Origin of the sequence: Halomonas sp. A020 (assembly GCF_027943625.1) — a bacterium.
GTDB classification, from domain to species: Bacteria; Pseudomonadota; Gammaproteobacteria; order Pseudomonadales; family Halomonadaceae; genus Vreelandella; species Vreelandella piezotolerans.
In genome coordinates this window covers 3,867,550-3,891,976 of record NZ_AP022850.1, presented here as the reverse complement: position 1 = coordinate 3,891,976, position 24,427 = coordinate 3,867,550, and the positions used below count along the sequence as shown (strand labels likewise).

19 protein-coding genes are annotated in these 24,427 nt (G+C 59.7%); 14 read left to right on the top strand and 5 right to left on the bottom strand.

The window, feature by feature from the left end; translation table 11 throughout:
* Positions 1-99: 99 nt before the first annotated feature.
* Positions 100-1,944 (top strand): dihydroxy-acid dehydratase, encoded by a 1,845-nt coding sequence (gene ilvD / locus FRH_RS18305; protein ID WP_139526984.1) that lies wholly within the window; start codon positions 100-102, stop codon positions 1,942-1,944.
* A gap of 72 nt (positions 1,945-2,016) precedes the next feature.
* Positions 2,017-3,072, top strand: coding sequence for an oxidoreductase (locus FRH_RS18300; RefSeq protein ID WP_281997480.1), 1,056 nt, complete (start codon positions 2,017-2,019; stop codon positions 3,070-3,072).
* Between the two features lie 49 nt (positions 3,073-3,121).
* On the opposite strand, the gene nudE is transcribed toward FRH_RS18300, so the two are convergent.
* The gene (nudE, locus tag FRH_RS18295) at positions 3,122-3,736 is read right to left on the bottom strand and encodes an ADP compounds hydrolase NudE (RefSeq protein ID WP_281997479.1); all 615 of its coding nucleotides are present in this window, start codon (positions 3,734-3,736) and stop codon (positions 3,122-3,124) included.
* 70 nt (positions 3,737-3,806) lie between these two features.
* Here nudE and yrfG point away from each other — a divergent pair, with 70 nt between their 5' ends.
* The 9 genes from yrfG to rsd all read left to right on the top strand — a co-directional run bounded on the left by yrfG (position 3,807) and on the right by rsd (position 13,728).
* Positions 3,807-4,484, top strand: a complete 678-nt coding sequence (gene yrfG / locus FRH_RS18290; RefSeq protein ID WP_139526987.1) for a GMP/IMP nucleotidase — start codon at positions 3,807-3,809, stop codon at positions 4,482-4,484.
* Positions 4,485-4,495: 11 nt separating this feature from the next.
* Positions 4,496-4,885, top strand: coding sequence for a ribosome-associated heat shock protein Hsp15 (gene hslR, locus FRH_RS18285; RefSeq protein WP_139526988.1), 390 nt, complete (start codon positions 4,496-4,498; stop codon positions 4,883-4,885).
* 53 nt (positions 4,886-4,938) lie between these two features.
* Complete coding sequence (gene hslO / locus FRH_RS18280) at positions 4,939-5,814, top strand: Hsp33 family molecular chaperone HslO (RefSeq protein ID WP_281997478.1); 876 nt, start codon at positions 4,939-4,941, stop codon at positions 5,812-5,814.
* A 308-nt stretch (positions 5,815-6,122) separates the two neighbouring features.
* Entirely contained in the window at positions 6,123-7,679 is a 1,557-nt protein-coding gene (locus tag FRH_RS18275; protein ID WP_281997477.1) for a phosphoenolpyruvate carboxykinase, read from the top strand.
* Positions 7,680-7,817: 138 nt separating this feature from the next.
* Positions 7,818-8,315 (top strand): peptide-methionine (R)-S-oxide reductase MsrB, encoded by a 498-nt coding sequence (msrB, locus tag FRH_RS18270; RefSeq protein ID WP_153842746.1) that lies wholly within the window; start codon positions 7,818-7,820, stop codon positions 8,313-8,315.
* A 122-nt stretch (positions 8,316-8,437) separates the two neighbouring features.
* Positions 8,438-10,792 carry a Tex family protein gene (locus FRH_RS18265; protein ID WP_281997476.1) on the top strand — a complete coding sequence of 785 codons (2,355 nt, stop codon included), beginning with the start codon at positions 8,438-8,440 and terminating at the stop codon, positions 10,790-10,792.
* Between the two features lie 142 nt (positions 10,793-10,934).
* Positions 10,935-12,575 (top strand): glutamate--cysteine ligase, encoded by a 1,641-nt coding sequence (gshA, locus tag FRH_RS18260; protein ID WP_281997475.1) that lies wholly within the window; start codon positions 10,935-10,937, stop codon positions 12,573-12,575.
* Positions 12,572-13,072, top strand: a complete 501-nt coding sequence (locus tag FRH_RS18255) for a disulfide bond formation protein B (protein WP_281997474.1) — start codon at positions 12,572-12,574, stop codon at positions 13,070-13,072. Before gshA ends, FRH_RS18255 begins: the two co-directional genes overlap by 4 nt.
* 167 nt (positions 13,073-13,239) lie before the next feature.
* Entirely contained in the window at positions 13,240-13,728 is a 489-nt protein-coding gene (gene rsd, locus FRH_RS18250) for a sigma D regulator (protein ID WP_139526997.1), read from the top strand.
* A gap of 136 nt (positions 13,729-13,864) precedes the next feature.
* On the opposite strand, the gene FRH_RS18245 is transcribed toward rsd, so the two are convergent.
* Both FRH_RS18245 and FRH_RS18240 read right to left on the bottom strand, forming a co-directional pair.
* Positions 13,865-16,933 carry an efflux RND transporter permease subunit gene (locus tag FRH_RS18245; protein ID WP_281997473.1) on the bottom strand — a complete coding sequence of 1,023 codons (3,069 nt, stop codon included), beginning with the start codon at positions 16,931-16,933 and terminating at the stop codon, positions 13,865-13,867.
* Positions 16,917-18,008 (bottom strand): efflux RND transporter periplasmic adaptor subunit, encoded by a 1,092-nt coding sequence (locus FRH_RS18240; RefSeq protein ID WP_281997472.1) that lies wholly within the window; start codon positions 18,006-18,008, stop codon positions 16,917-16,919. The genes FRH_RS18245 and FRH_RS18240 overlap by 17 nt, the downstream gene beginning before the upstream one ends.
* Positions 18,009-18,233: 225 nt before the next feature.
* Here FRH_RS18240 and FRH_RS18235 point away from each other — a divergent pair, with 225 nt between their 5' ends.
* Positions 18,234-19,208 (top strand): malate dehydrogenase, encoded by a 975-nt coding sequence (locus tag FRH_RS18235; RefSeq protein ID WP_016913321.1) that lies wholly within the window; start codon positions 18,234-18,236, stop codon positions 19,206-19,208.
* Positions 19,209-19,621: 413 nt separating this feature from the next.
* Here FRH_RS18235 and FRH_RS18230 read toward each other — a convergent pair whose 3' ends face one another.
* Both FRH_RS18230 and FRH_RS18225 read right to left on the bottom strand, forming a co-directional pair.
* A complete protein-coding gene (locus FRH_RS18230; protein WP_281997471.1) occupies positions 19,622-20,761 on the bottom strand; it encodes a GGDEF domain-containing protein in 1,140 nt (379 codons plus the stop codon).
* Complete coding sequence (locus FRH_RS18225) at positions 20,761-21,417, bottom strand: HAD family hydrolase (protein ID WP_139527001.1); 657 nt, start codon at positions 21,415-21,417, stop codon at positions 20,761-20,763. The genes FRH_RS18230 and FRH_RS18225 overlap by 1 nt, the downstream gene beginning before the upstream one ends.
* Positions 21,418-21,580: 163 nt before the next feature.
* Here FRH_RS18225 and FRH_RS18220 point away from each other — a divergent pair, with 163 nt between their 5' ends.
* Positions 21,581-22,075 carry an RNA pyrophosphohydrolase gene (locus FRH_RS18220; protein WP_139527002.1) on the top strand — a complete coding sequence of 165 codons (495 nt, stop codon included), beginning with the start codon at positions 21,581-21,583 and terminating at the stop codon, positions 22,073-22,075.
* A gap of 86 nt (positions 22,076-22,161) precedes the next feature.
* Positions 22,162-24,423: a phosphoenolpyruvate--protein phosphotransferase gene (ptsP, locus tag FRH_RS18215; protein ID WP_281998180.1), complete on the top strand. Its 2,262-nt coding sequence runs from the start codon at positions 22,162-22,164 to the stop codon at positions 24,421-24,423.
* Positions 24,424-24,427: the final 4 nt, after the last annotated feature.

The window sequence follows — 24,427 nt, the reverse complement described above, 5'->3', positions numbered from 1 at the left end:
TAGTCTAGGCGGTGCGCTCATGCCACAATCTAAGGCCGCTGGATTCAATTGCCTGCCGCCACGTATGCGGCAGGCCACGATAAAGATGTAGAGGACACCATGCCTGAGTACCGCTCCCGTACCACCACCGCTGGCCGCAATATGGCTGGCGCTCGTGCCCTTTGGCGTGCCACCGGTATGAAAGACGACGACTTTCATAAACCGATCATTGCCGTTGCTAACTCGTTTACCCAGTTCGTCCCAGGACATGTGCACCTAAAAGACATGGGGCAGCTGGTGGCGCGCGAGATCGAAAAAGCGGGAGGCGTGGCCAAAGAGTTCAACACGATCGCCGTGGATGACGGGATCGCCATGGGCCACGATGGCATGCTCTACTCGCTGCCGAGCCGCGACATCATCGCCGATAGCGTCGAGTACATGTGTAACGCCCACTGTGCCGATGCGCTGGTGTGTATTTCCAACTGCGACAAGATCACACCAGGCATGTTGATGGCTGCGATGCGTCTCAATATTCCGGTCATCTTTGTCTCCGGCGGCCCGATGGAAGCCGGGAAGACCAAGCTGCTGGATCACGGCCTCGACCTCGTCGATGCCATGGTCATGGCGGCCGACGACAGTGTCGACGACGAAACCCTCGCCGAAGTCGAGCGCAGTGCTTGCCCTACCTGCGGCAGCTGCTCGGGCATGTTCACCGCCAACTCCATGAACTGTCTGACCGAAGCGCTAGGGCTAGCGCTGCCGGGTAACGGTACCGTGCTGGCGACCCACGCTGACCGTCGTCGTTTGTTCGAGACCGCGGGGCATCGCATCGTCGAGCTGGCCAAACGCTATTACGAAGGTGAAGAGGCGCACCTGCTACCCCGCGCGATTGGTAGCAAAGCCGCTTTCAAGAACGCCATGACGCTGGACATCGCTATGGGCGGCTCGACCAACACCATCCTCCACCTGCTGGCCGCCGCCCAAGAAGCGGAAATCGACTTCACCATGGCGGACATCGACCGTCTTTCTCGGGAAGTGCCGCAGCTATGCAAGGTGGCCCCCAATACCCAGAAGTACCACATCGAAGACGTTCACCGTGCCGGGGGGATCATGGCCATCCTGGGTGAACTGGACCGCGCGGGCGTATTGGATACCTCGGTGCCGACCGTCTATGGCGACAGCCTGAAAGCGGCGCTGGATGAGTGGGACATCATGCGCTCGCCAAGCCCAGAGGTGGTGGAGTTCTTTAAAGCAGGCCCCGGCGGCGTTCCCACGCAAACCGCGTTTTCGCAAAGCGCCCGCTGGCCGAGTCTGGACGGCGACCGTGCCACCGGCTGTATTCGCGACCTGGCGCATGCGTTCTCTCGCGAGGGCGGCTTGGCCGTTCTCTACGGCAACATCGCGCTGGATGGCTGCGTCGTGAAGACCGCCGGCGTCGACGACTCCATTCTGGTCTTCGAGGGCAAAGCCCACGTGGTGGAGTCGCAAGACCAAGCGGTGGCCAACGTCTTGGATGGCAAGGTGAAAGAGGGGGATGTGGTGGTTATCCGCTACGAAGGTCCCAAAGGGGGGCCGGGCATGCAGGAGATGCTCTATCCAACCTCTTACTTGAAATCGAAAGGCCTAGGCAAAGCCTGCGCGCTGCTCACCGATGGCCGCTTCTCTGGCGGCACCTCTGGGCTGTCGATTGGCCACGTTTCCCCAGAAGCAGCGGCGGGCGGCGCCATAGGCTTGGTCGAGCAGGGCGACACCATCTTGATCGACATTCCCAACCGCGCGATCAACGTGCAACTGAGCGATGCCGAGCTGGCCAAGCGCCGCGAGGCAATGGACGCCAAAGGTAAAGATGCCTGGAAGCCCGTCGAGCAGCGCCCGCGTAAGGTCACACCTGCGCTCAAGGCGTATGCGCTGCTCGCTACCTCTGCGGACAAAGGCGCGGTGCGCGATCTGTCCAAGCTAGATTAAGTGACACCACAGCCCGTCTCGTGCGGGCTGTTTTTTTGCCAGCCTGAACCGTCACATCGACTAAGGATTGTAATGAAGGCGATCATCAACGTTGGCCTCGTTGGCTATGGTTTTGCGAGCAAGACGTTCCACGCCCCGCTCATCCAAGCAACCGAAGGGATGGACCTAGTGGCCGTCTCATCGAGCGATGCGGCCAAAGTGCAGGCAGACCTGCCCAATGTAGAGGTAGAAAGCCAAGCGCTGGCGCTATGTAAGCGACCGGATATCGACCTGATCGTCATCCCCACGCCAAACGACACTCACTTCCCGTTGGCCAAAGCGGCGCTCTCTGCTGGAAAGCACGTGGTGGTCGATAAACCCTTCACCGTCACGCTCTCCGAGGCCAAGCAGTTAAAAGCCCTGGGAATGGACAAAGAGCGGTTGATATCGGTGTTTCATAACCGCCGTTGGGACAGCGATTTCCTGACGCTCAAAGCGCTTTTGGAAGAAGGGACGCTGGGGCGAATAACGGGATTCGAGTCGCGCTTCGATCGCTTTCGCCCCGAAGTGCGTGATCGCTGGCGTGAAAAAGCCACCCCTGGCGGCGGTATTTGGTACGACCTAGGACCGCACCTCCTCGATCAAGCCTGCGAACTGTTTGGCATGCCCAGTGCCATTTTGCTCGAGCTAGGCGCACGCCGCGACGGTGCCAGGGCCGACGACGACTTTCTCGCTTTGCTGGAGTATGACGATCGACGTGTCAGCTTGAGTGCCGGTACGCTGGTGGCCGAGCCGACGCCGCGCTACCGCGTGCATGGCACGAAGGGGAGCTACATCAAATACGGCCTAGACCCGCAGGAAGATCGTCTGAAAGCCGGGGAGACGCCGTCAGCCGCTTGGGGCGCAGATGGCCCTGGCATACTCACGCTGCGCGAGGGAGAAGGCGAGGAGGCGCCACTGGTGCGCCACGATCATCCTTCTCTGCCAGGTGATTATCTCGCCTATTACCAAGGGGTGAGCGCGGCGATTCGTGATAAAGCGCCGCTTCCAGTGGATATCGATGACGCCCTTCGCAGCATGGCGCTTCTGGAAGCGGGCCTAGACAGCCACCGCCAGCGTCGCTGGATTCCGCTCAAGCATCATCTGTAATGCTCAACAGCCAGAACGCCCGGCGCGTTCTGGCCGTTGAACCAGGCGGTTAGAGCAAATCCATCTCACTACGGCGCTTCTCTTCGCGCAACTTATCCCGCGCAATATAGAGCGCTGCGATGGCGCGCGCTTCATGGAAGTCTTCGCGCATCAGTAGCGCGGGTAACTCTTCGAAGGCATGGGTCTCGACGATCAGCGGCTCGGGCTCGTCGCCCGGTAAGCGCTTGGGGTAGAGGTCCGTCGCCATGAGAACCTGCATACGGTGGCGCATGTAGTTAGGTGCCAACGACAGCTCGACCAGCGGTTCGATGCGATGTGCACCGAAACCGCACTCTTCCATTAGCTCGCGATTCGCGGCGGTCACGATGTCTTCACCGGGGTCGACCAAGCCTTTGGGTAGCGTGAGCACGTAGTCCTCGAACCCTGCGGCATACTCCCGAATGAGTAACACATGCTCTGGGTCGGGCATGGCAATGATCATGACCGCGCCTCGATCAGCGCCGGTCAACCGCTCGAACTGTCGCTCCTCTCCGTTGGAGAAGCGTAAGTCCAGCGCTTCGATTTGGAACAAGCGGCTTTGCGCAACACGCTGGCGCCCCAGGATTTGCGGCTTGCGTGGGTAGCCGTTTGGCGTATCGCCGTGTGCTGTATCGTCGCGTGACATCCTGCCTCCGTGGCTGCAAAAAACGGGTTACGCTACAATAGCACGCTTACTCTTTCAGACTGGAGCGGCAATGATTGATTGGCGAGAGATCGATACCGTCCTGCTCGATATGGATGGCACGCTGCTGGACCTCCACTTCGACAGCCACTTTTGGCTCGAGCATCTGCCACGTCGCTACGTCGAGCTGCACCAGTTAGACCAAGCCAGTCAAGACGCGTTGAAAACCCGCATCATGGGGGAGCAGGGGACGCTGAACTGGTATAGCCTGGCGTACTGGAGCCGCGAGCTCGATGTCGACATCGTCGCGCTCAAGCGCGAAGTGCAACACTTGATTGGTCTGCGCAGCGATGCACACGATTTTTTGACGTGGCTAAAGCAGTCGCACCCCCGGGTCGTATTGGCGACCAACGCCGACCGCGCAAGCTTAGCGTTGAAACTCCCCCTCACGGGGTTGGAAAACTACCTGGACGCCATCATCTCATCGGAAGACGTGGGGGCAGCCAAAGAGGAGCAGGCGTTTTGGTTGGCTCTGCAAGAACGGGAGCCGTTCGATCCTGCTCGTACGCTCTTCATCGATGATAACCCCCGCGTTTTAGAGAGCGCTCGCGAGTTCGGTATCAAGCATCTGTTGGGTATCAAGCAGCCCGATAGTCAGCGCCCCGAAAAAGAGCTGCAGGAATTCATCGCTCTGGATCGATTTGCCCAACTGCTGCCAGCCGATCTGCCAGGGCAGCATCCACCCACCTGAGGAGAGCGTGAATGAGTGATAGCGTTCGCTTGGATAAGTGGCTATGGGCAGCGCGGTTTTTCAAAACCCGCGCCTTAGCCAAAAAAGCCATTGAAGGCGGAAAAGTTCACTACGATGGCGCCCGCGTCAAAACCAGCAAGAACGTCGAACTGGGCGCGCTGATCCGCGTTCCGCAGGGCTGGGATATTTTCGAAGTGGAGGTAACGGCGCTCTCGGATCAGCGTCGGGGTGCCCCCGAGGCGCGCAAACTCTATGCAGAAACCCAAGAGAGCGCGACGCGACGTGCCAAAGAAGCCGAGGCGCGGCGGCTGACCAATGAAGTCATGCAGCACCCCCTCAAGCGTCCTGACAAAAAGCAGCGGCGCGATATCCAGCGTTTTCAGCGTCAACAAGGGGAGTAAGCCGCGGCTGACTCCCAGCGCTCTCTTTTGACTCTCTCTTTCATGGTCTCGTTATGTCCGATCAAATCCAACGTTTTCTGTTCGACCAAACCAACGTGCGTGGCGAAATCGTCACGCTCGGTACCGCCTATCAGGAGGTGCTCGACCGACACGCCTACCCACCGGCAGTGAACCAACTGCTGGGTGAGCTCCTGGCGGCGGTGGCGCTACTGACCGATACCGTCAAGCTCGATGGCACGCTCAGTATCGAAGTGCGTGGCCAAGGGGCGCTCGCTCTGCTCATGGCGGAATCCAACCCAGGTGGCGAGCTGCGAGCGATCGCGCGCATTGCCGAAGACGCCGCGCTGCCCAGCGAGCACGCCAGCTTCCGCGAGCTGGTCGGGGAGGGGCAAATCGTGATTACCCTAGACCCGCGAGAGGGCCATCGCTATCAAGGGATCGTCGCGCTGGACCACGACACGTTGGGTGGCTGCCTGGAAGCCTACTTTGGCCAATCCGAGCAGTTGCCGACCCGGCTTTGGCTCGCAGCCGATGGTGAGCGGGCAGGCGGCCTGCTGCTTCAGCGCCTGCCGGATGCGTCGCAAAATCAAGACGTCGACGCCTGGGAGCGCAGCGTGTACCTGGCCGACACCATCAAGTCAGAGGAGCTGCTGGGTCTGGAGCAGCGTGACGTGCTCTACCGTCTTTACCATGAAGAAACCGTACGGGTCTTCGATCCCAAAACGCTCCGCTTTGGCTGCACCTGCTCGCGGGAGCGCATGAGCCACGCGCTCTATACATTAGGAAAGGACGAACTGCGCGATATACTGCACGAGCAAGGCGCCATCGACACTCAATGCCATTTTTGTCACACGAAATATCACTACACCGCCGCCGATATTGAAATTTTATTGGAAGACCCAGGTGCGTCGCCGCCGGTGATTCACTAATTGTGTAGTCGGCGCTGGCTGGGCATGCTATTTGGCCTATCGTCTAGACCTCCCAGGTGGTCCCGTCTAGCGCCAGGCGGGCAAACGGTTGTTTGAAAAGTTACTGCGCTGCAACACAAAATGTAGTGGTATTGTAGTAGTTTAACTACAAGATATTTGCTCGAAGCCCCCGTTTCCCGGGGGTTTTCTTTTTGCCATAATGCGCCGGACTTCAGCGCACCTAGTCAGCTGTGACCACCCTGCCAGCGGCTAGGATGATTTCTCAAGGCGTCGGCGACGCCCGGTAAATTAGAGACCCAGGAATCGACATGACCACGACTCAAGCCGCCCCCCAAGCCCACGTTAATCTCAGCAGCGCCGAACTGATCGAGCACGCCGTGGCCCGTGGTGAAGGCCGCCTGTCCGCCAATGGTGCCCTGGTAGTCAATACAGGACTACGCACTGGGCGTTCGCCGAAAGATCGTTATATTGTCGATGAGCCGACCACCCGCGATAGCATCGACTGGGGCAGCGTCAACCGTCCCTTCGACGCCGACAAGTTTTCCGCCTTGTGGGCACGGGTCGAAGAGCACCTGGAGAGTCGTGATCACTTCGTCGCCGAGCTTCACGTTGGCAGCGATGCCACGCATTACCTGCCAGTACGCGTCACGACGGAAACCGCTTGGCAGAACCTATTTGGCCGTACCATGTTCGTGCGCCCTCAGGCCTACAACCAAGCTGCGAAAGACGAATGGACGATCCTTAACGCCGCCGGTTTCGAGTGCGACCCGAACCGTGACGGCACGAATTCCGATGGTTGTGTCATCATCAATTTCGCCGAGCGCAAAGTATTGATTGCGGGTATGCGCTATGCAGGCGAAATGAAGAAAGCCATGTTCTCCGTCCAAAACTTCCTGCTGCCAGCGTCCGACGTGCTGCCGATGCACTGCTCGGCCAACGTCGGTGAAGATGGCGAGACCTGCCTGTTCTTCGGCCTCTCGGGTACCGGTAAAACCACCCTGTCTGCCGACCAGGCACGGTTCTTGATTGGTGACGACGAGCACGCCTGGGGCGACGGTATCGTCTTCAACATGGAAGGCGGCTGCTACGCCAAGTGCATCGACCTGTCCGAGAAGAACGAGCCGGTCATCTGGAACGCGATCAAGTTCGGCACCGTGCTGGAAAACGTCGTCCTCGACGACCGTCGCGAGCCGGATTACGCCGACGACAGCCTGACCCAGAACTCCCGTGCGGCTTACCCGCTGGAGCACGTCGAGAAGCGCGTGGCGGAAAACCTGGCGGGCGAGCCGAACGCCATTGTCTTCCTGACCTGCGACATGTCGGGCGTGCTGCCACCCGTCTCCATATTGTCCAAAGAAGCGGCGGCTTACCACTTCCTGTCGGGCTACACCGCTAAGGTCGGCTCTACCGAAATGGGTTCGTCCGAAGGTCTGGCGGCAACGTTCTCCACCTGCTTCGGTGCACCGTTCTTCCCGCGTCCGGCCCGTGAGTACGCGGACCTGCTGATCAAGCGCGTCGAGAAAAAAGACGCTCAGGTCTACTTGGTCAACACCGGCTGGACCGGCGGTGCCTACGGTGAAGGCGGCTCGCGCTTCTCCATTCCGACCACCCGCGCGATCATCAGCGCCATTCAGTCGGGCATTCTGCGCGATGTAGAGACCAAACACATCGATGGCCTGAACCTGGATGTACCGGTCGCCGTGCCGGGCGTCGACTCCAGCCTGCTCGATCCGCGTGACACCTGGGCAGACCGCGACGCCTACGACCGCCATCTGCAGGAGCTGGCCACCAAGTTCGTCGATAACTTCAAGAAATTCGAAGGCGTCAACGACGCGATCATTCAAGCGGGCCCGCAGCTGACGTGATTTTTTACGTCTCGCGAACAGTTGCCGAACGTAAGGGCAACTAAGTAGTCAGAAAGGGACGGTGCGTAGGCACCGTCCCTTTTTCTTATCTGCTTGTTTCTCTTTGCTATTCGACCGTTGTCGATGGGAGTCACGCCAATGAAACGTCGCCACTTCCTAGGACTGGCAGGGTTGACCGGTTTGGCCGGTGTATTGCCGGGAGTCTCGTTCGGTTTTCCTCGTCTCGATCTCGAAGCCGCCCCGGATTTGGATACGCTGGAGCTGAGTGAAGAGCAGTGGCGGGAGCGCCTCTCTGACGACGCCTTTTATGTACTGCGCGAAGAGGGCACCGAAGCGGCGTTTTCGAGCCCCCTGGATGAACAGTACGGTGAGGGCGAGTACCGGTGTGCAGGCTGCGACTTGCTGCTGTTCACCAGCGCCATGAAGTACGACTCGGGTACCGGTTGGCCGAGTTTCTTCGACCATGTCGAAGGTCACTTGCTGACCAAACTGGATTTCAAGTTGGTCTGGCCGCGCACCGAGTACCACTGCGCCCGCTGCGGCGGACACCAGGGGCACGTGTTCGAAGATGGCCCTGAGCCTACCGGCCTGCGCTGGTGCAACAACGGCGTGGCGCTGCGCTTCGTACCTGCCTAGCGGTATCGGGTGTCGGCCACGCAGCCCATGCGACCCAAGCCATGCCACCCAAGCCATGCCACCCTAGGTGGTTTGTGGTACCTTGTCGACACCTCGAATGCTGCATGAGTTAGTTGCACGTTATGGATGTCAAACAACGCATTACTGCACGCTTGGCCGAAGAGCTAAGCGTCCGGCCGGAACAGGTCGCCGCCACGGTAGAGCTTCTGGATGGGGGCGCTACCGTGCCTTTCATTGCCCGTTACCGTAAAGAAGTCACTGGCGCGCTGGACGATACGCAGCTTCGCCAGTTGGACGAACGCCTGCGTTACCTGCGCGAGCTGGAAGAGCGTCGTGAGGCGGTATTAGCCGCCATCGATGAGCAGGGCAAACTGGATGCGAGCCTTAAAGCGACCATTCAAGCCGCCGATACCAAGCAGCGTTTGGAAGATTTATACCTTCCCTTCAAGAAAAAGCGCCGCACCAAAGCGCAAATTTCCCGTGAGGCGGGGTTGGAGCCCCTGGCCGACGCGCTGCTGGCGAATCCAGCGCTCGAGCCCGAAAGCGAAGCCGCCCACTACCTGCGTGAAGCCGAGGGGGATATCCCCGCCATCGATGATGCCAAAGCGGCGCTGGATGGCGCCAAGCAGATTCTGATGGAGCGCTTTGCCGAAGACCCGGAGCTCATTGGTCAACTGCGCGAGCGGCTATGGCAAGAGGGCGAACTCAGTGCGCGCGTGCTGGAGGGCAAACAGCAGGAGGGCGCGAAGTTCTCCGACTACTTCGAGCACGACGAAAAGCTGGCGAAAGTGCCCTCGCACCGGGCGCTGGCCATGCTCCGCGGCCGCAACGAAGGCATCTTGAGCCTGGCGATCCGCTTGCCGGGCGAAGACGACGCGCCCATCCATCCCGCCCAGGTAGCGATTGCCAAGCAGGTGGGCATTAGCGATGAGGGGCGTGCAGCGGATAAGTGGTTGAGCGAAGTGGTGCGCTGGACCTGGCGTGTGAAGCTCTACACCGCGCTGGAAACCGAGCTGCTGGGCCGCCTGCGCGAGCAGGCCGAACAGACCGCCATCGACGTGTTTGCCGCCAATTTGAAGGATCTGCTGCTCGCCGCACCGGCCGGACAGAAAGTGACCCTGGCGCTCGACCCCGGCCTACGTACCGGCTGTAAAGTAGCGGTGGTCGATGCCACTGGCCAGTTCGTCGACCAAGCCACCATTTATCCCCATGCGCCGCAAAACCGCTGGGACGAGTCGCTCAGCGTGCTCGCCAAGTTGGTCAAGCAGCATGGCGTGGAATTGATTGCCGTGGGTAACGGCACCGCCAGCCGGGAAACCGACAAGCTCGCGGGCGAGCTGGTAAAAGCGCTGGCCCCGGCCCATCGGCTGAGCAAGGTAATGGTATCCGAGGCGGGCGCATCGGTGTATTCGGCATCCGAGTACGCGGCGCGCGAACTGCCGGATCTCGACGTGACCATTCGCGGTGCCGTCTCGATTGCCCGCCGCTTGCAAGACCCCTTGGCCGAGCTGGTGAAGATCGAACCGAAATCCATCGGCGTCGGCCAATATCAGCACGACGTTTCCCAAGTGCAGCTCTCGCGCAGCCTGGAAGCGGTCATCGAAGACTGCGTGAACGCCGTGGGCGTGGATCTCAATACCGCCTCCAGCGCGCTGTTATCACGTGTGGCAGGCCTCAGCGCGGCGATCGCCGACAATATCGTGGCGCAGCGTAACATTCAGGGGGCGTTCAAGAGCCGTAAAGAGCTACTTGAAGTGAGCCGCCTGGGCCCGAAAACCTTCGAGCAATGCGCAGGCTTCTTGCGTATCAGCAACGCCGAGAACCCGCTGGACGCCAGTGCGGTTCACCCCGAGGCCTACACGCTGGTAGAGCGCATTGCCAAGCAGAACAGCCGCGACGTGAAAGGGCTGATTGGCGACAGCGCCACTCTGAAAGCGCTCAAGCCTGCCGACTTCGCCGATGAGCGCTTTGGTGTGCCTACCGTAAGCGACATCCTCAAAGAGCTGGATAAGCCCGGTCGCGACCCGCGCCCGGAGTTCAAGGCCGCTGAATTCCGAGAGGGCGTCGAAACCCTCAACGATTTGAAGCTGGGCATGGTGTTGGAAGGCACCGTCACTAACGTGACCCACTTTGGGGCGTTCGTGGATATTGGCGTTCATCAAGACGGCTTGGTGCATATCTCGGCGCTGTCCGACCGCTTCATCGATGATCCGCGCAGCATCGTCAAGGCGGGGGATATCGTCACGGTGAAAGTGATGAGCGTGGACATTCCGCGTAAACGGGTGGGGCTATCCATGCGCTTGGATGATGAACCGGAACAGCCCGAGGTGTCGGGCAGTCCGGCCTCGCCAGCGCCGCGCAAGCCTGCCCGAAGCCAGCGCCAAGGTGGCAAGCGTCCAGTGGGACAGCAAAATGAGGCCCCTGCCGCCATGGGGGCGCTCGGTGCTGCGTTGCTCAAAGCCAAGCGGGGCAAATAGTCGCGTGTCTTGAATATTTCACCATTGCCGCCATATCCTGCTGTCTATTCTCGATTAGAAAGCAGGGTAATGGTTATGGCGATGCCAGCTGATCTCAACGAGGCCTGCGCGATGCAGGCCTTACTAACAAGGAGTGTTCACCTTGTCTGAACCACTCACTGTGCCACCCTCGCTCACCGCCCAGGTAGAGCGGCTGCTGCCGAGCGCGCGGTTAGGGCGTTTGGGTCGCCTGCGTCGCGGATTGGAAAAAGAGGGTTTGCGGGTCGATGCCCATGGCCATATCGCCCAAACGCCTCACCCGCACGCGCTCGGATCGAAACTGACGCACCCGCATATCACCACCGATTACTCCGAAGCGCTGCTGGAGTACATCACCCCGGTCTACTCCGAGCCGAAGGAGGCACTGGCCTTCTTATCTGATCTGCACACATTTACCTATCATCATCTAGACAGCGAGTGGATCTGGCCGGGCAGCATGCCAGCACGTCTTTCTGGTAACGACAGCGTACCCATTGCCGATTACGGTCGCTCCAATGTGGGCACCATGAAGCACGTTTACCGCAAAGGGTTGGACGTGCGTTACGGGCGTATCATGCAGGCCATTGCAGGCGTGCATTACAACGTGTCGTTGCCAGAGGATATGTGGCACGCCCTACGGGAAATGGAAAAAGCCACCAATATTCCCTTCAATGATTACCGCTCGACCCGATATTTCGGGATGATTCGCCACTTTCGTCGCCATAGCTGGCTGCTGCTCTATCTGTTTGGCGCCTCGCCGGCCATCGACAAGAGCTTTCTGCCGAATGGCCACGTGCCGGATAAACTTCAGCCGCTGAGCGACGACACGTATTACGCGCCTTATGCGACCACACTGCGCATGTCGGATCTTGGTTACCAGAACAAGGTGCAGGCGCAGCTCAAAATCTGTTTCAACTCGCTGTCGAACTACGTCAATACGCTGCGTCATGCCATTTCCACTCCCTGGCCCGACTACGAAGCACTCGGCGTGAGAAACGGCGACGAGTGGCGGCAGCTCAATGCCAATATCCTGCAGATCGAAAACGAGTACTACAGTGATATTCGGCCCAAGCGTGTTGCCAAACACAACGAGACCCCCAGCCAAGCCCTGGAGGCGCGTGGCGTCGAGTACATCGAAGTGCGCTGCCTGGACCTCAACCCGTTCGACCCGCTGGGCGTCACCGAAACGCAGATGCGCTTCGTCGATACCTTCTTGATGTGGTGTCTACTTAGCGATAGCCCATGGATTTCCGACGAGGAGTGCGACCGTTTGGACGATAACCGTCGCCTAGTGGTAGAGCGGGGGCGCGATCCGGAGCTTCGTCTCACGCGGGATGGCGAGTCAGTCACACTGCCTGAGTGGGGCGAGCAAATCTTTGCGGAGATGGCCGATGTGGCGCGGCTGCTCGATGCGGTCGAAGAGGGCAAGCCCCACGCTGCTGCGCTCGACGAATTGGCGCCACGCCTTCAGGATCCATCGCTAACACCGTCAGGGCAGATGCTGGCGCGTCTGCAGGAAAGCAATGGCTCACTGAGCGATACGCTGCTTGAAATGGCGCAGGCGCAAGCCGATAAGCTAAAAGCCACGCCCATGTTACGCTCTCGCGAAGCACTGCTGGCGCAGTTGATCGATACCTCGCATCAGCAGCAACGGGATATCGAAGAGGCCGACCAAGAGAGCTTCAGCGCGTTTCTTGAGAGCTATTTTGCCAAGGCGCGTGAGTCACGGGCGCTGTCCGCTTTACCCTCCGAGGATGCCCAATGACCCCTTCCGCTATTCGTCCGGCGGCGCTTGCCGGTGTTGCCTTTTGCGTATTGATGATGGCCGTTGCCTTGAGCCTAGAGCACATTGCTGGCTTGGAGCCATGTCCGCTATGTATTTTTCAGCGCGTAGCGGTCATCGCGGCTGGCTTGGTGCTAGCCATGGCGGCCATCCATAACCCCAAAGGCGGTGTTGGCAAAGGCATCTACGGCATATTGGGGCTGGCTGCCGTAGGCACTGGCGCCTTCATTGCTGGGCGGCATGTGTGGCTGCAGGGGCTGCCTGCCGATGAAGTGCCGAGCTGCGGCCCAGGGCTCGATTACATGATGGATATCCTGCCCATGCAGGACGTTGTCGCCATGGTGCTGACAGGGTCAGGCGAGTGCGCTGAGATCGACTTCATGCTGTTAGGGCTGTCACTGCCTGCCTGGACGCTGATCGGTTTTCTGGTGCTGGCCCTGGCGCCGCTGCGTATGCTGTGGCTAGCCATCAAGCGCTAGCATAGTCGTTAGGCAGCCGATCTATCGACGGCTGTCTAACGCAAGCGTTGACTATCGAAGACGTACTCTCCAGTATCAAGGAAATCATTCCCGCCAGGATTGACAGAGGTAGAAGGAAAAGCGAGTCTAGCCCTGTTCAAGGCGGCTATCTGCAAGGAGAAAGCCCCATGCTCGAAGATTGCAAAAATGCCCTGGAGCGCTGGGGGGGCGTGCACAGCCTGATCGACCGCTGGCTGGATCAACGCCGAGCGCTGCTGGTGAGCTTCATTGAGCTAAAAGATGCCTGTGACGCGGAGCTGGAAGCCGTGAGCAAGGCGCGCATCGACACCTTTAGCGAGCTGCTGATGGACTACATCAGCGCGGGTCACTTCGAAGTGTATCCGCAGCTAGCGGAAGAAGCCAAAGCCTTCGACGACGATAGCGCGCTGCAAATCGCCGGTAAATTGCTCGAACGGCTAGAGATGTCCACGGCCATGGTGCTGGAGTTCGACGAGGATTTCGCCTCTTCAGTACGCTGCCAGCAAAACCTAGCGCGCCTCCCCGCCTGGATCGACCGCCTTGCCAAAGGCCTGACCGAGCGCTTTGCCCTGGAAGACCAGCTCATCGCCCGCTTGCACGCTGCCCACAGCCCCCAGCAGGCCAAATCCCCCGCCTAACATCTCATCATCAGGCAGCGCGCCCGCTGCCTGATGCACAATGCTTCACCACTCACCACTCACCACTCACCACTCACCACTCACCACTCACCACTCACCACTCACCACTCACCACTCACTATTCACCATTCACAATTTATTTATCACCCCTTAACTTACCTCCAATCACTAGCATGCACGGAGTAAGCAGGAGGGTAAGGGCGGTGGCGAAGGTGAGGCCGCCGGCAATGGCGCTGGACATTTGTGTCCACCACTGGGCAGACGGGGCGTTGAAACCTAATGCCGGGGCAAACAAATTGACGTTGACGCCCAACACCATCGGCATCAACCCCAGTACGGTCGTAATCGCGGTGAGTAGCACCGGGCGCAGGCGTAAACAGCCTGCTTCCAAGGCCGCTTGAGCGGGGGGCATGCCCTCGGCGCGCAGCTCGTTATAGGTATCGATCAAGACGATATTGTTGTTCACCACGATACCCGCTAGCGCGATGACCCCCATACCCACCATCACGATGCCAAAGGCTTGGCCGGTGATCAGCAACCCCATCAACACCCCGGCGGTCGAGAAAACGATCGCCGACAGCACCAGCGCGGCTTGGTAGTAGCTATTGAACTGCGTCACCAGAATCAGTGCCATCAAGCCAATCGCAACCAAGAAAGCGCTGACCAGAAACTGCATCGACTCCTGCTGATCCTCTTGCTCACCGGCGACGTTGACCATCAAACCGTCGGGCAGTTGGCCTTGGCCAGCGTCCAATAGCGCGCGCAGCCGCTCATCGGCCAAGAATCCTGGCGCTAAGTCGGCTTCGACCGTAATGGCGCGACGGCCATCGATGCGGTTGAGCGTGCCCACCTTGGGCGCAGGAGTGATCTCGACGAAGTGGGAAATCGGTACCTGGCCCCGTGGGGTGTTGATGGTCAAACGTTCGAGCTGGTTCAGCGTGCGCCAGTTCTCTGGTAGGCGCACGCGAATATCCACCTCGTCGTTGACCGTGGGCGGGCGGTAAGATGCCACTTGTAGGCCGGTCGTGAGTAGCTGCACGGCACTGCCAATCGTGGTGATGTCGGTTCCCATACGGGCGGCCGCTTCGCGGTCCACATTCACCTGCCACTCCACGCCCGGCAGGCTGCGGTTATCCTGAATATCGGTAAAACCGCCCAGTTGGCGCATCATGGCCGTCAATTGATCGACTCCCGCATCGGCCACCTCTGGGTCCGTCGCGCTGACTTCCAGGACGATGGGCTTACCGCCGCCGGGACCCATTTCCTGCTCTTGGAATTCCAGAGTAATGCCTGGGATGTCTTGGGTGCGCTCGGCCATGTCCGCCAAAATGGTGCGCGCCGGGCGACGCTGATACCAGTCGATGAACTGAAACTGCAGCATGCCAATCACATCGCTACCCATCTGCTGGTCAGGCACGGCGTAAGAGCGCGCATAGAGGGCTTCCACTTCGCCCATGCCTTCCAAACGCTGCTCTACGCGCTGCAGGATGGCATCCGTCTCTTCTGCCGAGAAATCACCGCGAGCGCGGACCAGCACTTGGGCGCTGTCGGGTTCGACGTTAGGAAAGAAATCCACGCCATGATTGAAACGTGCATAGCCGGTGTAGAGCAGGGCGATGAGCAGTACCGCAAACAGCAGTACCCAGGCCGGATGCTGCAGCAGGCGGCCTAATAGGCGACGATAACCACGCCCGAGCGCCGTGCTTTCGTCTATCGGCCCGGAGCCGCTAGCGTGCGAAGTGCGGGTGAACAATCGGCCGAGCGTAGGCAAAAACACCAGCGCCATGGCCAGCGAGGCCAGCAAGCATAGAATCACCGTAGCAGGCAGGTACTTCATGAATTGGCCCACTACACCCGGCCAAAACAGCAGCGGGATGAACACGGCGAGTGTCGTTGCCGTAGAGGCGATGACCGGCCAGCTCATGCGTGAGGCGGCATTGAGCCACGCTTGATGCGGCGCTTGGCCGTCGTGCAGATGCCGGTCGGCCAACTCGCTGACGACGATAGCCCCATCCACGAGCATGCCCGCGACCAAAATCAGGGCAAACAGCACCACGATATTGAGCGTGAAGCCAAACGCCCACACCAGCAGAATGCCGGTCAAAAACGCCCCTGGAATCGTCAGCCCTACCAGCAGCGCCATCCGCCAGCCCATCACGGCCACCACCACGATCAGCACCAGCACCACGGCGGTCAATACGTTATTGAGCAGCTCCGAGAGCATGTTCTGCACGGTCACCGATTCATCGAGAATGGTGGTGACACGCAGCTGCTCCGGCAGCAGCTCCTCTGCTTGGGCAAAAGTGGCCCGCACCGCCTCGATGGTGGCAATGATATTGGCCCCGGCGCGTTTGGAAATTTCCAATACCACGGCAGGCTGGCCATCGATCCGGGCGAACCCTTCCGCCTCTTTGTAGGTCGGGTGAATCCATGCCACATCGCCAAAGGTGACGACTTGGTCATCCTCGACCTTCACCGGCATGTTCATCACGTCGTTCAGCGACTCGATGATCCCAGGCACTTTTAGCGCTAGTCGCCCTGCACCGGTGTCCAGGCTGCCCGCGGCCACCAAGCGGTTATTGCGCGACACTTGATTGAACAGCGTATCGAAATCGACGCCGTAGCTCTCCAGCACCAATGGGTCGACGACGATTTCCAACAGGTCTTCCCGCTCCCCCGCGATGTCCACTTCGAGCACATCGGCAATGCCTTCGATCTCCTCTTTCAAGCGCCGGGCAATGGTCATGCGCTCGCGGGTATCCAACTCACCGGAGAGGCCAATGCTCAGCACAGGAAACTCGGAGACATTCACCTCCATCACCCGAGGCTCTTCGGCTTCGTCGGGTAGGCTGCTGCGGGCAATATCGACACGCTCACGGACGTCGGCCAGCGCGGTATCGGGATCAAATCCGGGGTCGAACTCCAGCGTCACCGAACCGTGCCCTTCGCTGGACTGTGCGGTGAACTTACGCAGCCCCTCGATGCCACGAAGCTCTTGCTCCATGGGGCGCACCAAGAGACGCTCGCCATCTTCAGGGCTCACGCCCTCTAGGGCGAGCGACACATAGATGATCGGGATCGTCACGTCCGGGTTCGCCTCTTTGGGAATCATCTGCCAAGCGGTCGTCCCCGCTAGCAATAGCCCGACGAGCAGTAGAAGCGTAGTGCGTGTATGGGTGAGGGCGGCATTAATCAGTCGACGCATGACCACCTTCCTGGGCAGACACGGGCGTCACTGCGTCGCCGGGGCTCACCAACCCCGCGCCCAGTGTGATCAGCGTGACGGGGTCGGGGAGGCCGGTCACGTAGGCGCGTTCGGTGTCGGCGCTCACTAGCTCGACCGCCGTTTGCACCACGCGGTTTTCGTCATCGACATGTTTGATGGCTAACTGACCACGATCATCCAGACTAAACAGCGCGGGAGAGAGCGTGTGCACCTGTCGAGGGGGCAGGGTGATGGTGAACTCCGCGCTTCCCCCGGCCAAGCGTAAGCGTTCGGGGTTATCCAGGGCGACTTCGATATAGAAAGTGCGCGTCGCCTCCTCGGCGCGGCTGCTGATGTAGCTGACCTCGCCGGTGAGCGAGCCACCGTTGAGCAGGCGCGCCGTCACAGGCAGGCTAACGGCCAATTCGCCTACCTGCTGTTGCGATACCCACGCGGTGCCGGTCAAACGGCGATCATCTATCAAGCGCGCCCACTCTTCGCCAGGCTGGAGCAGGTCGCCAAGCTCCACCTGAACACGATCCAGCACGCCTTCGAACGGGGCCGTGGGGCGGGTGTCTTCGAGCTGCTTCTCCAACTGAGCCACTTGAGCCGCGCTGGCGCTGAGTGCGCTTTGCAGGCGCAGCAGTTCCGGTTGCGAGATCAGCTCACGGCGGCGCAGGTTTTGGGCACCGGCGTACTCGGCCTCGGCCAGTGCCAGTTCGTCTCGGGCTTGCTGTAAGCGCTCGGGCAGGGCGTCGTTATCCAGCACGAGTAGCGTTTCCCCCTGATTCACGCTCTCCCCTTGCTCGATAGGTTTTTCGGCCACGTAACCTGCGACGTTGGCACGCAGTACCGTCTCACGCTCGGCGGTAAGTTGGCCCTGCAGCACCTGCTGGGGAATATAGGGTGTGCTCTGTTGCCTGTTGACCTCCACACGGGGCAGGGCGTTGGCCTCTTCCGCGTTGTTCTCTGGCGGAGACGATTGAAACTGCTGAAAATCGCCGACGGCCAACCAAACCACTAACGCCAGCACCAGCAGGCTTGCCAGCGCATAAGAAGGGGGAATTCGTCGCATGGGAAGTCACTGTTCCAAGGAAATGACAAAATAGATAGCGCGGTAAGGATGGTACCGCAGCCCGTCACACCATAGCGTAACTGGCCGTTTTCAGCGAGTATCAAGCCCGCGTGCAAATGGGTAGTCGTCTCATGTCTGATTGAGTTTTTGAGCATCTGGGCATAACATCGTGGCGCTATTCTTTACCAGGCGAACCTCCATTAGGCGAACCATCAAGGAGCAATGATGAAAGATCCAGTCCGTATTGCGATTACCGGCGGTGCCGGTCAAATCAGCTACTCTCTTATTTTCCGTATTGCCGCTGGCGACATGCTGGGGCCGGATCAGCCCGTCATTCTCCAGCTTCTCGAAATTCCCCAAGCGATGGACGCGCTGAACGGCGTCGTGATGGAAGTCAACGACTGTGCGTTCCCGCTGGTACAAGACATCGTCGCCACCGACGATCCGAACGTAGCGTTCAAAGATGCCGATTTCGCCCTGCTGGTAGGTGCACGTCCGCGTGGCCCGGGTATGGAGCGTAAAGATCTGCTGGAAGCCAACGCTGCGATCTTCTCCGTGCAGGGTAAAGCACTGAACGACCACGCCAGCCGTGACGTCAAAGTGCTGGTCGTCGGTAACCCGGCCAACACCAACGCGCTGATCGCTTCTTGCAACGCGCCGGATCTGGATGCAGGTCAGTTCACGGCCATGACGCGTCTGGACCACAACCGCGCGCTGACGCAGCTGGCTCAGAAAACCGGCAAGCACGTCACCGATGTCGAAAACATGATCATCTGGGGCAACCACAGCGCCACCCAGTATCCGGATCTGGCCCAGTGCAAAGTCGACGGCAAAGCCGCTTTCGATCTGGTCGAGCGCGACTGGTACGAAAACGACTTCATCCCGACCGTTCAGCAGCGCGGTGCTGCCATCATCAAAGCGCGCGGTGCGTCCTCTGCCGCGTCTGCCGCCTCTTCCGCCATCGACCACATGCGCGACTGGGCGCTGGGTTGCGACGGCATCGTCAGCATGGCGATTCCCTCCGACGGCAGCTACGGCATTGCCGAAGGCATCATCTACTCCTACCCGGTGCGCTGCCAGGGTGGCAAATATGAAATCGTCCAAGGCTTCGAACTGGACGCGTTCAGCAAAGAGAAGATGCAAGCCACCGAAAAAGAACTGCGTGAAGAGCGCGCCGCCGTCGAGCACCTGCTCGGCTAAACGCGCCGTTTGGCACCCGCCAACCGCATCCACCCCGCAAGCCATGCTTGCGGGGTTTTTTATGCCCAGCGCAATGGATTTGGATGGAACGTTATGTCGCTTGCGGGATAGCTTCAGTGGATAAACCCGTAGCGCGGCGTAAGCGGAGCGCACCCGCGAAGCAATCCGAGAAGCGTTGCCGATGGGGGCGCGGTGGGTGTTGGTGGCGTTTTGCGGTTCGAGGGAGTGTTGGGTTCGATGGCTTCATCGGGGCGGCTGGCGCCGCCTCCGCGAGTGCCTCTTTCGCTCGTTGCTCTCGCTCTTTCGTTACGCCGCGCTACGGGGGGCCTCGATTCACCGTGATGTGGTAGCCGGGTGCTCGATTTGTCGAGATGTATAGTAGCTGGGCACCTAGATGTCTCGTGGTGGTGGCGTCAGCAAATTTCCATACGGTTTCGGCCGCTACGTTTAGCTTCGTATAGGGCTTGGTCGCTTCGTGCGAGGAGGCTGGACAGGTCTTGGCTGGGCTGGGTGAGGCGTGTGACGCCCAGGCTCAACGAGACAGGGTTAGGCGTGGGGTACGTGTGCGAAGCCACGGTTTGAAATCGTTGGCGTAATTGTTGGCCTATGCGCAGTACAGCATCGTCATCGACGTCTTTCAGCAGGAATACGAACTCATCGCCGCCCAAGCGGGCCATCAGAGCGTCTGCTGGCAATGTTTGTTGAGCGATATCGCCCAGGGCGATCAGTAGGTGATCGCCCGCGGCGTGGCCATAGAGGTCATTGACCTGCTTGAAGTTGTCCAAATCGACCAGGAGTAGCGCCCCAGGTTGGCCTGGGGTGATGCGCTTTAGCACGCGAAGTGCCTGGGTTTCGAAGCCACGCCGATTGAGCAGTGACGTTAAGGCATCGCGTTCGGCGAGATGCGTGATGTGACGCTCTCGCTGGTAGCGCACGGTGCCGGTCATCGAGAGCGCAATCAGCAAGATGGCCATGGCACCCTCCACCAATGAAACGCGAATGATGGCTCCACGAAAGGCCATGAGGTCGACCAGCGTGTTGGGGGCCAAGGGCAGCAGCCCCTTGGCGATGTAAAAAAGACCGTGAATCAACAAGACGTAGTGCAATTGGCGAGTGCCGAGAGTGGCGCTGCTGGACTCCAGTTTGAGCGCCCAACTAGCCCTCAAGGCGAGCAGCCCTACCAATAACGAATTGAGTGCCAGATAGAGTTTGGAGCTGGTCAAGGGGGCGGGGAGTAGCAGCAGTGCGCACCAGATGACGACCAGCAGCCACCAGGTCTGGCTGGGACGTTGGCCGACGAAGCGCAAGACGCCCCGCAAGAAGAGCCAGTGGGCCAGGATCAGCAGGCCATTGGCAAACCACACGCCGACCAAGAAGAAACCATTGGCGCGTAGCAGTGAAAGACTTGAGCCCACCGTGATCGTGGCAAACCCTGCCGCCCATAGCAGCAGCGCCCGTTCTCGAGCGCCACGCCACTCCATCAGCAAATAAAGCGCCGCTGCAGCGGCAATGGCGATGGTTAGCGTCAATAGGGTAGGTGGGTCGAATGCCATTAATCCCGCAAGCTCATGATTCGCCAGTGTCGCTCTTCGGCCACTTGGCGAAGCGTATCGTCAGGATCTACGGCGACGGGGTTATCGACCACTTCCAGCAGCGGCAGGTCGTTATGGGAGTCGCTATAGAACCACGCATCATCGAGGGTGCACTCTTGCCCTTCCAGCCACGCTTCCAAGCGGGTAACTTTGCCTTCCCGGTAGCTGGGCACACCGGCCACGCGTCCTGTGTAACGGCCATCGACCATCTCGGGGTCGACAGCAATCAGGTCGTCCACGCCCAGCCGCTCGGCAATCGGACCAGTGATGAAACGGTTGGTGGCCGTAATGATCAGCAAGGTATCGCCCTTGGTGCGGTGTCGCGCCAGCAGCTCTTCCGCCTTGGGTAGAATGTTCGGCTCGATCTTGCTAATCATAAACTGTTGGTGCCAAGCAGCAAGTTGCTCTGGGCTATTGTCAGCCAGCGGTTTCAGCGCCAGCGCCAGAAACGCCATCATATCCAGCGTGCCGGCATTGTAATCGGCGAGAAAGCGCTCGTTGGCCTCGCGGTAGGCCACCGGGTCCACCGCACCTTGCTCCACCAGAAACTCCCCCCAGGCATGATCGCTATCGATGGATAGCAGCGTATTATCCAGGTCGAAAATGGCCAGACTCACGGCGCTCCCCTTGACGGTCAATGTTCGTTAGTTATAAGCGACACAAAGCGCGGGATTATCGCAGAGTCACCTGGGTTTAACCACTTAGCGTTATATTGTATTGATACGGTTGTCTCCCTTATGGAAAAATGGGGACAACTGAAAATTTATGAAGGTGATGTCCGTGATCGACGCTGACGGCTTTCGCCCCAATGTTGGCATTATCATTGCCAATAGCCAGGGGCAGCTGCTTTGGGCGCGTCGTGTAGGGCAAAATGCGTGGCAGTTTCCCCAGGGAGGCATCAAAGCAAGCGAGACTCCACAACAAGCGCTTTTTCGTGAACTCCACGAAGAGATCGGCCTAACCGCCGACGATGTTGATATTGTCGCCTGCACCCGGGGCTGGCTGCGCTACCGTCTGCCACGACGCATGATTCGTACCCACTCACGGCCGGTGTGTATCGGCCAGAAGCAGAAGTGGTTTTTACTCAAAATTCGTTGCCAAGAAAACCGCATCTGTATGACGGCCACGCCCAAGCCGGAATTCGACGGTTGGCGATGGGTTAGCTACTGGTACCCACTTGGGCAGGTAGTACCGTTCAAACGAGAGGTCTATCGGCGCGCACTCCGGGAGCTTTCCCCGCGTGTGCAGCGCTTGGCACAAGATGATGAAGGATAACGCGCACACCGTTGCGGGGTAAACGCAGCGGTCACCGGCGGGAGAATCCCTCAGCGAGGCAAATAATAGTGAATAGTAAAACGTCCATGCTTGAGGTGCTGCGACGCGTTATTCAAGAAGTGAATGGCGCAAGAAACCTCGATGCCGCGCTGTCGACCATGGTGCGCCGGATACGCAAAGCCATGCAGACCGACGTGTGTTCCTTTTATCTCTACGATAAAGAGCTGGAGTCGTTGGTGCTGATGGAAACCATCGGCCTGCGTACCCAAGCCGTGGGTCGTGTCGTGTTGCCGCTGGGTGAAGGCCTGGTGGGGCTGGTGGCCAAACGCAGTGAGCCGCTCAACCTGGAAGATGCTCGGTCGCACTCCCATTTTCGCTACTTCGAAGCCACGGGCGAAGAGCGTTACTCCAGCTTTTTAGGGGTGCCCATCATCCACCAGCGGCACATGCTCGGGGTGTTGGTGGTGCAGCAAGCGGAAAAACGCCGCTACGACGACGAAGACGAAGCCTTTTTGGTCACCATGGCCGCCCAGCTAGCCGGTGTGCTGGCGCATGCATTGGCCACGGGCAACCTCTCGCGACCGGCACTGCCGGGCGGCCAAGCCATGTTCAAAGGCGTGGCGGCGTCGCCCGGCATGGCCATGGGCGAAGCCGTGGTGATTACCCCGCCTGCCGATCTCAACAGCGTTCCTGATCTGATTCCCAGCGACCAAGAGTACGAAATCGCTCGCTTGAAAGAGGCCATTGGCAAAACCCGCGATGAGATTCGTGCGGCGGCAGAGCGCTTGGTCAATCGTATCTCCTCTCAAGAGCTAGCGCTGTTCGACGTCTACCAGCAGATGTTGGGCGAAGCGGCACTCTCCGAAGAAGTCGAAAAACGAATTCGGGAAGGGCAGTGGGCGCCTGGGGCGCTGGCCGATGTCGTTCGCCGCCACGTTCAGTACCTGGAGCGGGTAGATGACGACTACCTGCGTGAACGAGCGGCGGACATCCGTGATCTTGGCCGCCGCGTGCTGGCGCATCTTCAAGAAGATACGCCTTCCACCCCTGAAACCTATCCGGATAACGCCATTCTGGTAGGCGATGAAATCAGCGTGGCCATGCTGGGAGAAGTGCCCCGCGACAAGCTCAAAGGGTTGGTATCGGTGCGGGGCTCCAGCACGTCTCACGTCGCCATCGTCGCGCGCGCCATGGGCATTCCCACGGTGCTGGGTATGGTCGATCTCCCGTTGCCGCGTCTCAATGGCGCGCCCGTGGTGCTGGATGGTCACCGGGGGCGCTTGTTCGTTCGCCCGGCGGCCGAGCTGCAAACTCGCTATGCCAGCCTGATTGCCGAAGAGAAAGTGCTGAGCGAAGTACTCGAGCACGAGCAGGACCTGCCCAGTGAAACCCCCGACGGCTATGAGATGCCGCTGATGGTGAATACCGGGTTGGCGGTGGATGCCTCTGCGCTACTGAAAAGCCGCATTGGCGGGGTGGGGCTCTACCGCACCGAAGTGCCGTTCATGATCACCGAGCGCTTCCCTGGTGAAAAAGAGCAGATGCGCATGTACCGCGAACAGTTGGAAGGCTTTGCGCCCCTGCCGGTCGTCATGCGCACGCTGGATATCGGCGGCGACAAAGACTTGCCTTACTTCCCCATCGAGGAAGCCAACCCGTTTCTGGGCTGGCGGGGCATGCGGGTGACCCTGGATCATCCCGAGGTGTTGATGGTTCAGCTACGCGCCATGCTCAAAGCGTCCCACGACCTGGGCAACCTCTACGTTCTGTTCCCCATGATCACCAACGTCGAAGAGGTGGATGAAGCCATTCGTCTGCTCGATCGCGCCATCTTGGAACTGGGCGAAGAGGGCATGAGCGTCGAGCGGCCCAAGGTGGGGGTAATGATCGAAGTGCCCGCCACGATCTATCAGATGGACGCGCTGGCCAAGCGGGTCGATTTCTTCTCGGTGGGCAGTAACGACCTCACTCAATACCTGTTGGCGGTAGATCGCAACAACCCCCGCGTCTCGAGCTTGTACGATGCGCTGCACCCTGCCTTGCTCGGCGCGTTGCAAGAGCTTGCCCAAGACGCCAAGCGGCTCGACAAACCCATCTCGCTATGTGGTGAGTTGGCAGGGGACCCGGCGGGCGCGCTGCTGCTGATGGCGATGGGCTTTACCAGTCTCTCCATGAACGCCCCCAGCTTGCCAAAAGTGCGTGCAGCGATCCGCCGCGTCACGCTGGCCGACGCCCAAGCGCTGCTCGATGAGATCATGCAGCTCGATACGCCCGCGCGGGTTCATGAGCATCTCAATAAGCGATTGGACGAGTGGCAGCTATCGCACTTACTACCCCCTCGCGATTAACAGC

Excerpts from the sequence above, each read along its gene's own strand:
- FRH_RS18245 (WP_281997473.1), bottom strand. The coding sequence starts at position 16,933 with ATGCGTCGACTGATTAATGCCGCCCTCACCCATACACGCACTACGCTT.
- nudE (WP_281997479.1), bottom strand. The coding sequence starts at position 3,736 with ATGTCACGCGACGATACAGCACACGGCGATACGCCAAACGGCTACCCA.
- FRH_RS18255 (WP_281997474.1), top strand. The coding sequence starts at position 12,572 with ATGACCCCTTCCGCTATTCGTCCGGCGGCGCTTGCCGGTGTTGCCTTT.
- hslO (WP_281997478.1), top strand. The coding sequence starts at position 4,939 with ATGTCCGATCAAATCCAACGTTTTCTGTTCGACCAAACCAACGTGCGT.
- FRH_RS18235 (WP_016913321.1), top strand. The coding sequence starts at position 18,234 with ATGAAAGATCCAGTCCGTATTGCGATTACCGGCGGTGCCGGTCAAATC.
- FRH_RS18265 (WP_281997476.1), top strand. The coding sequence starts at position 8,438 with ATGGATGTCAAACAACGCATTACTGCACGCTTGGCCGAAGAGCTAAGC.
- FRH_RS18275 (WP_281997477.1), top strand. The coding sequence starts at position 6,123 with ATGACCACGACTCAAGCCGCCCCCCAAGCCCACGTTAATCTCAGCAGC.
- ilvD (WP_139526984.1), top strand. The coding sequence starts at position 100 with ATGCCTGAGTACCGCTCCCGTACCACCACCGCTGGCCGCAATATGGCT.
- yrfG (WP_139526987.1), top strand. The coding sequence starts at position 3,807 with ATGATTGATTGGCGAGAGATCGATACCGTCCTGCTCGATATGGATGGC.
- msrB (WP_153842746.1), top strand. The coding sequence starts at position 7,818 with ATGAAACGTCGCCACTTCCTAGGACTGGCAGGGTTGACCGGTTTGGCC.
- FRH_RS18230 (WP_281997471.1), bottom strand. The coding sequence starts at position 20,761 with ATGGCATTCGACCCACCTACCCTATTGACGCTAACCATCGCCATTGCC.
- rsd (WP_139526997.1), top strand. The coding sequence starts at position 13,240 with ATGCTCGAAGATTGCAAAAATGCCCTGGAGCGCTGGGGGGGCGTGCAC.
- FRH_RS18240 (WP_281997472.1), bottom strand. The coding sequence starts at position 18,008 with ATGCGACGAATTCCCCCTTCTTATGCGCTGGCAAGCCTGCTGGTGCTG.
- hslR (WP_139526988.1), top strand. The coding sequence starts at position 4,496 with ATGAGTGATAGCGTTCGCTTGGATAAGTGGCTATGGGCAGCGCGGTTT.
- ptsP (WP_281998180.1), top strand. The coding sequence starts at position 22,162 with ATGCTTGAGGTGCTGCGACGCGTTATTCAAGAAGTGAATGGCGCAAGA.
- FRH_RS18300 (WP_281997480.1), top strand. The coding sequence starts at position 2,017 with ATGAAGGCGATCATCAACGTTGGCCTCGTTGGCTATGGTTTTGCGAGC.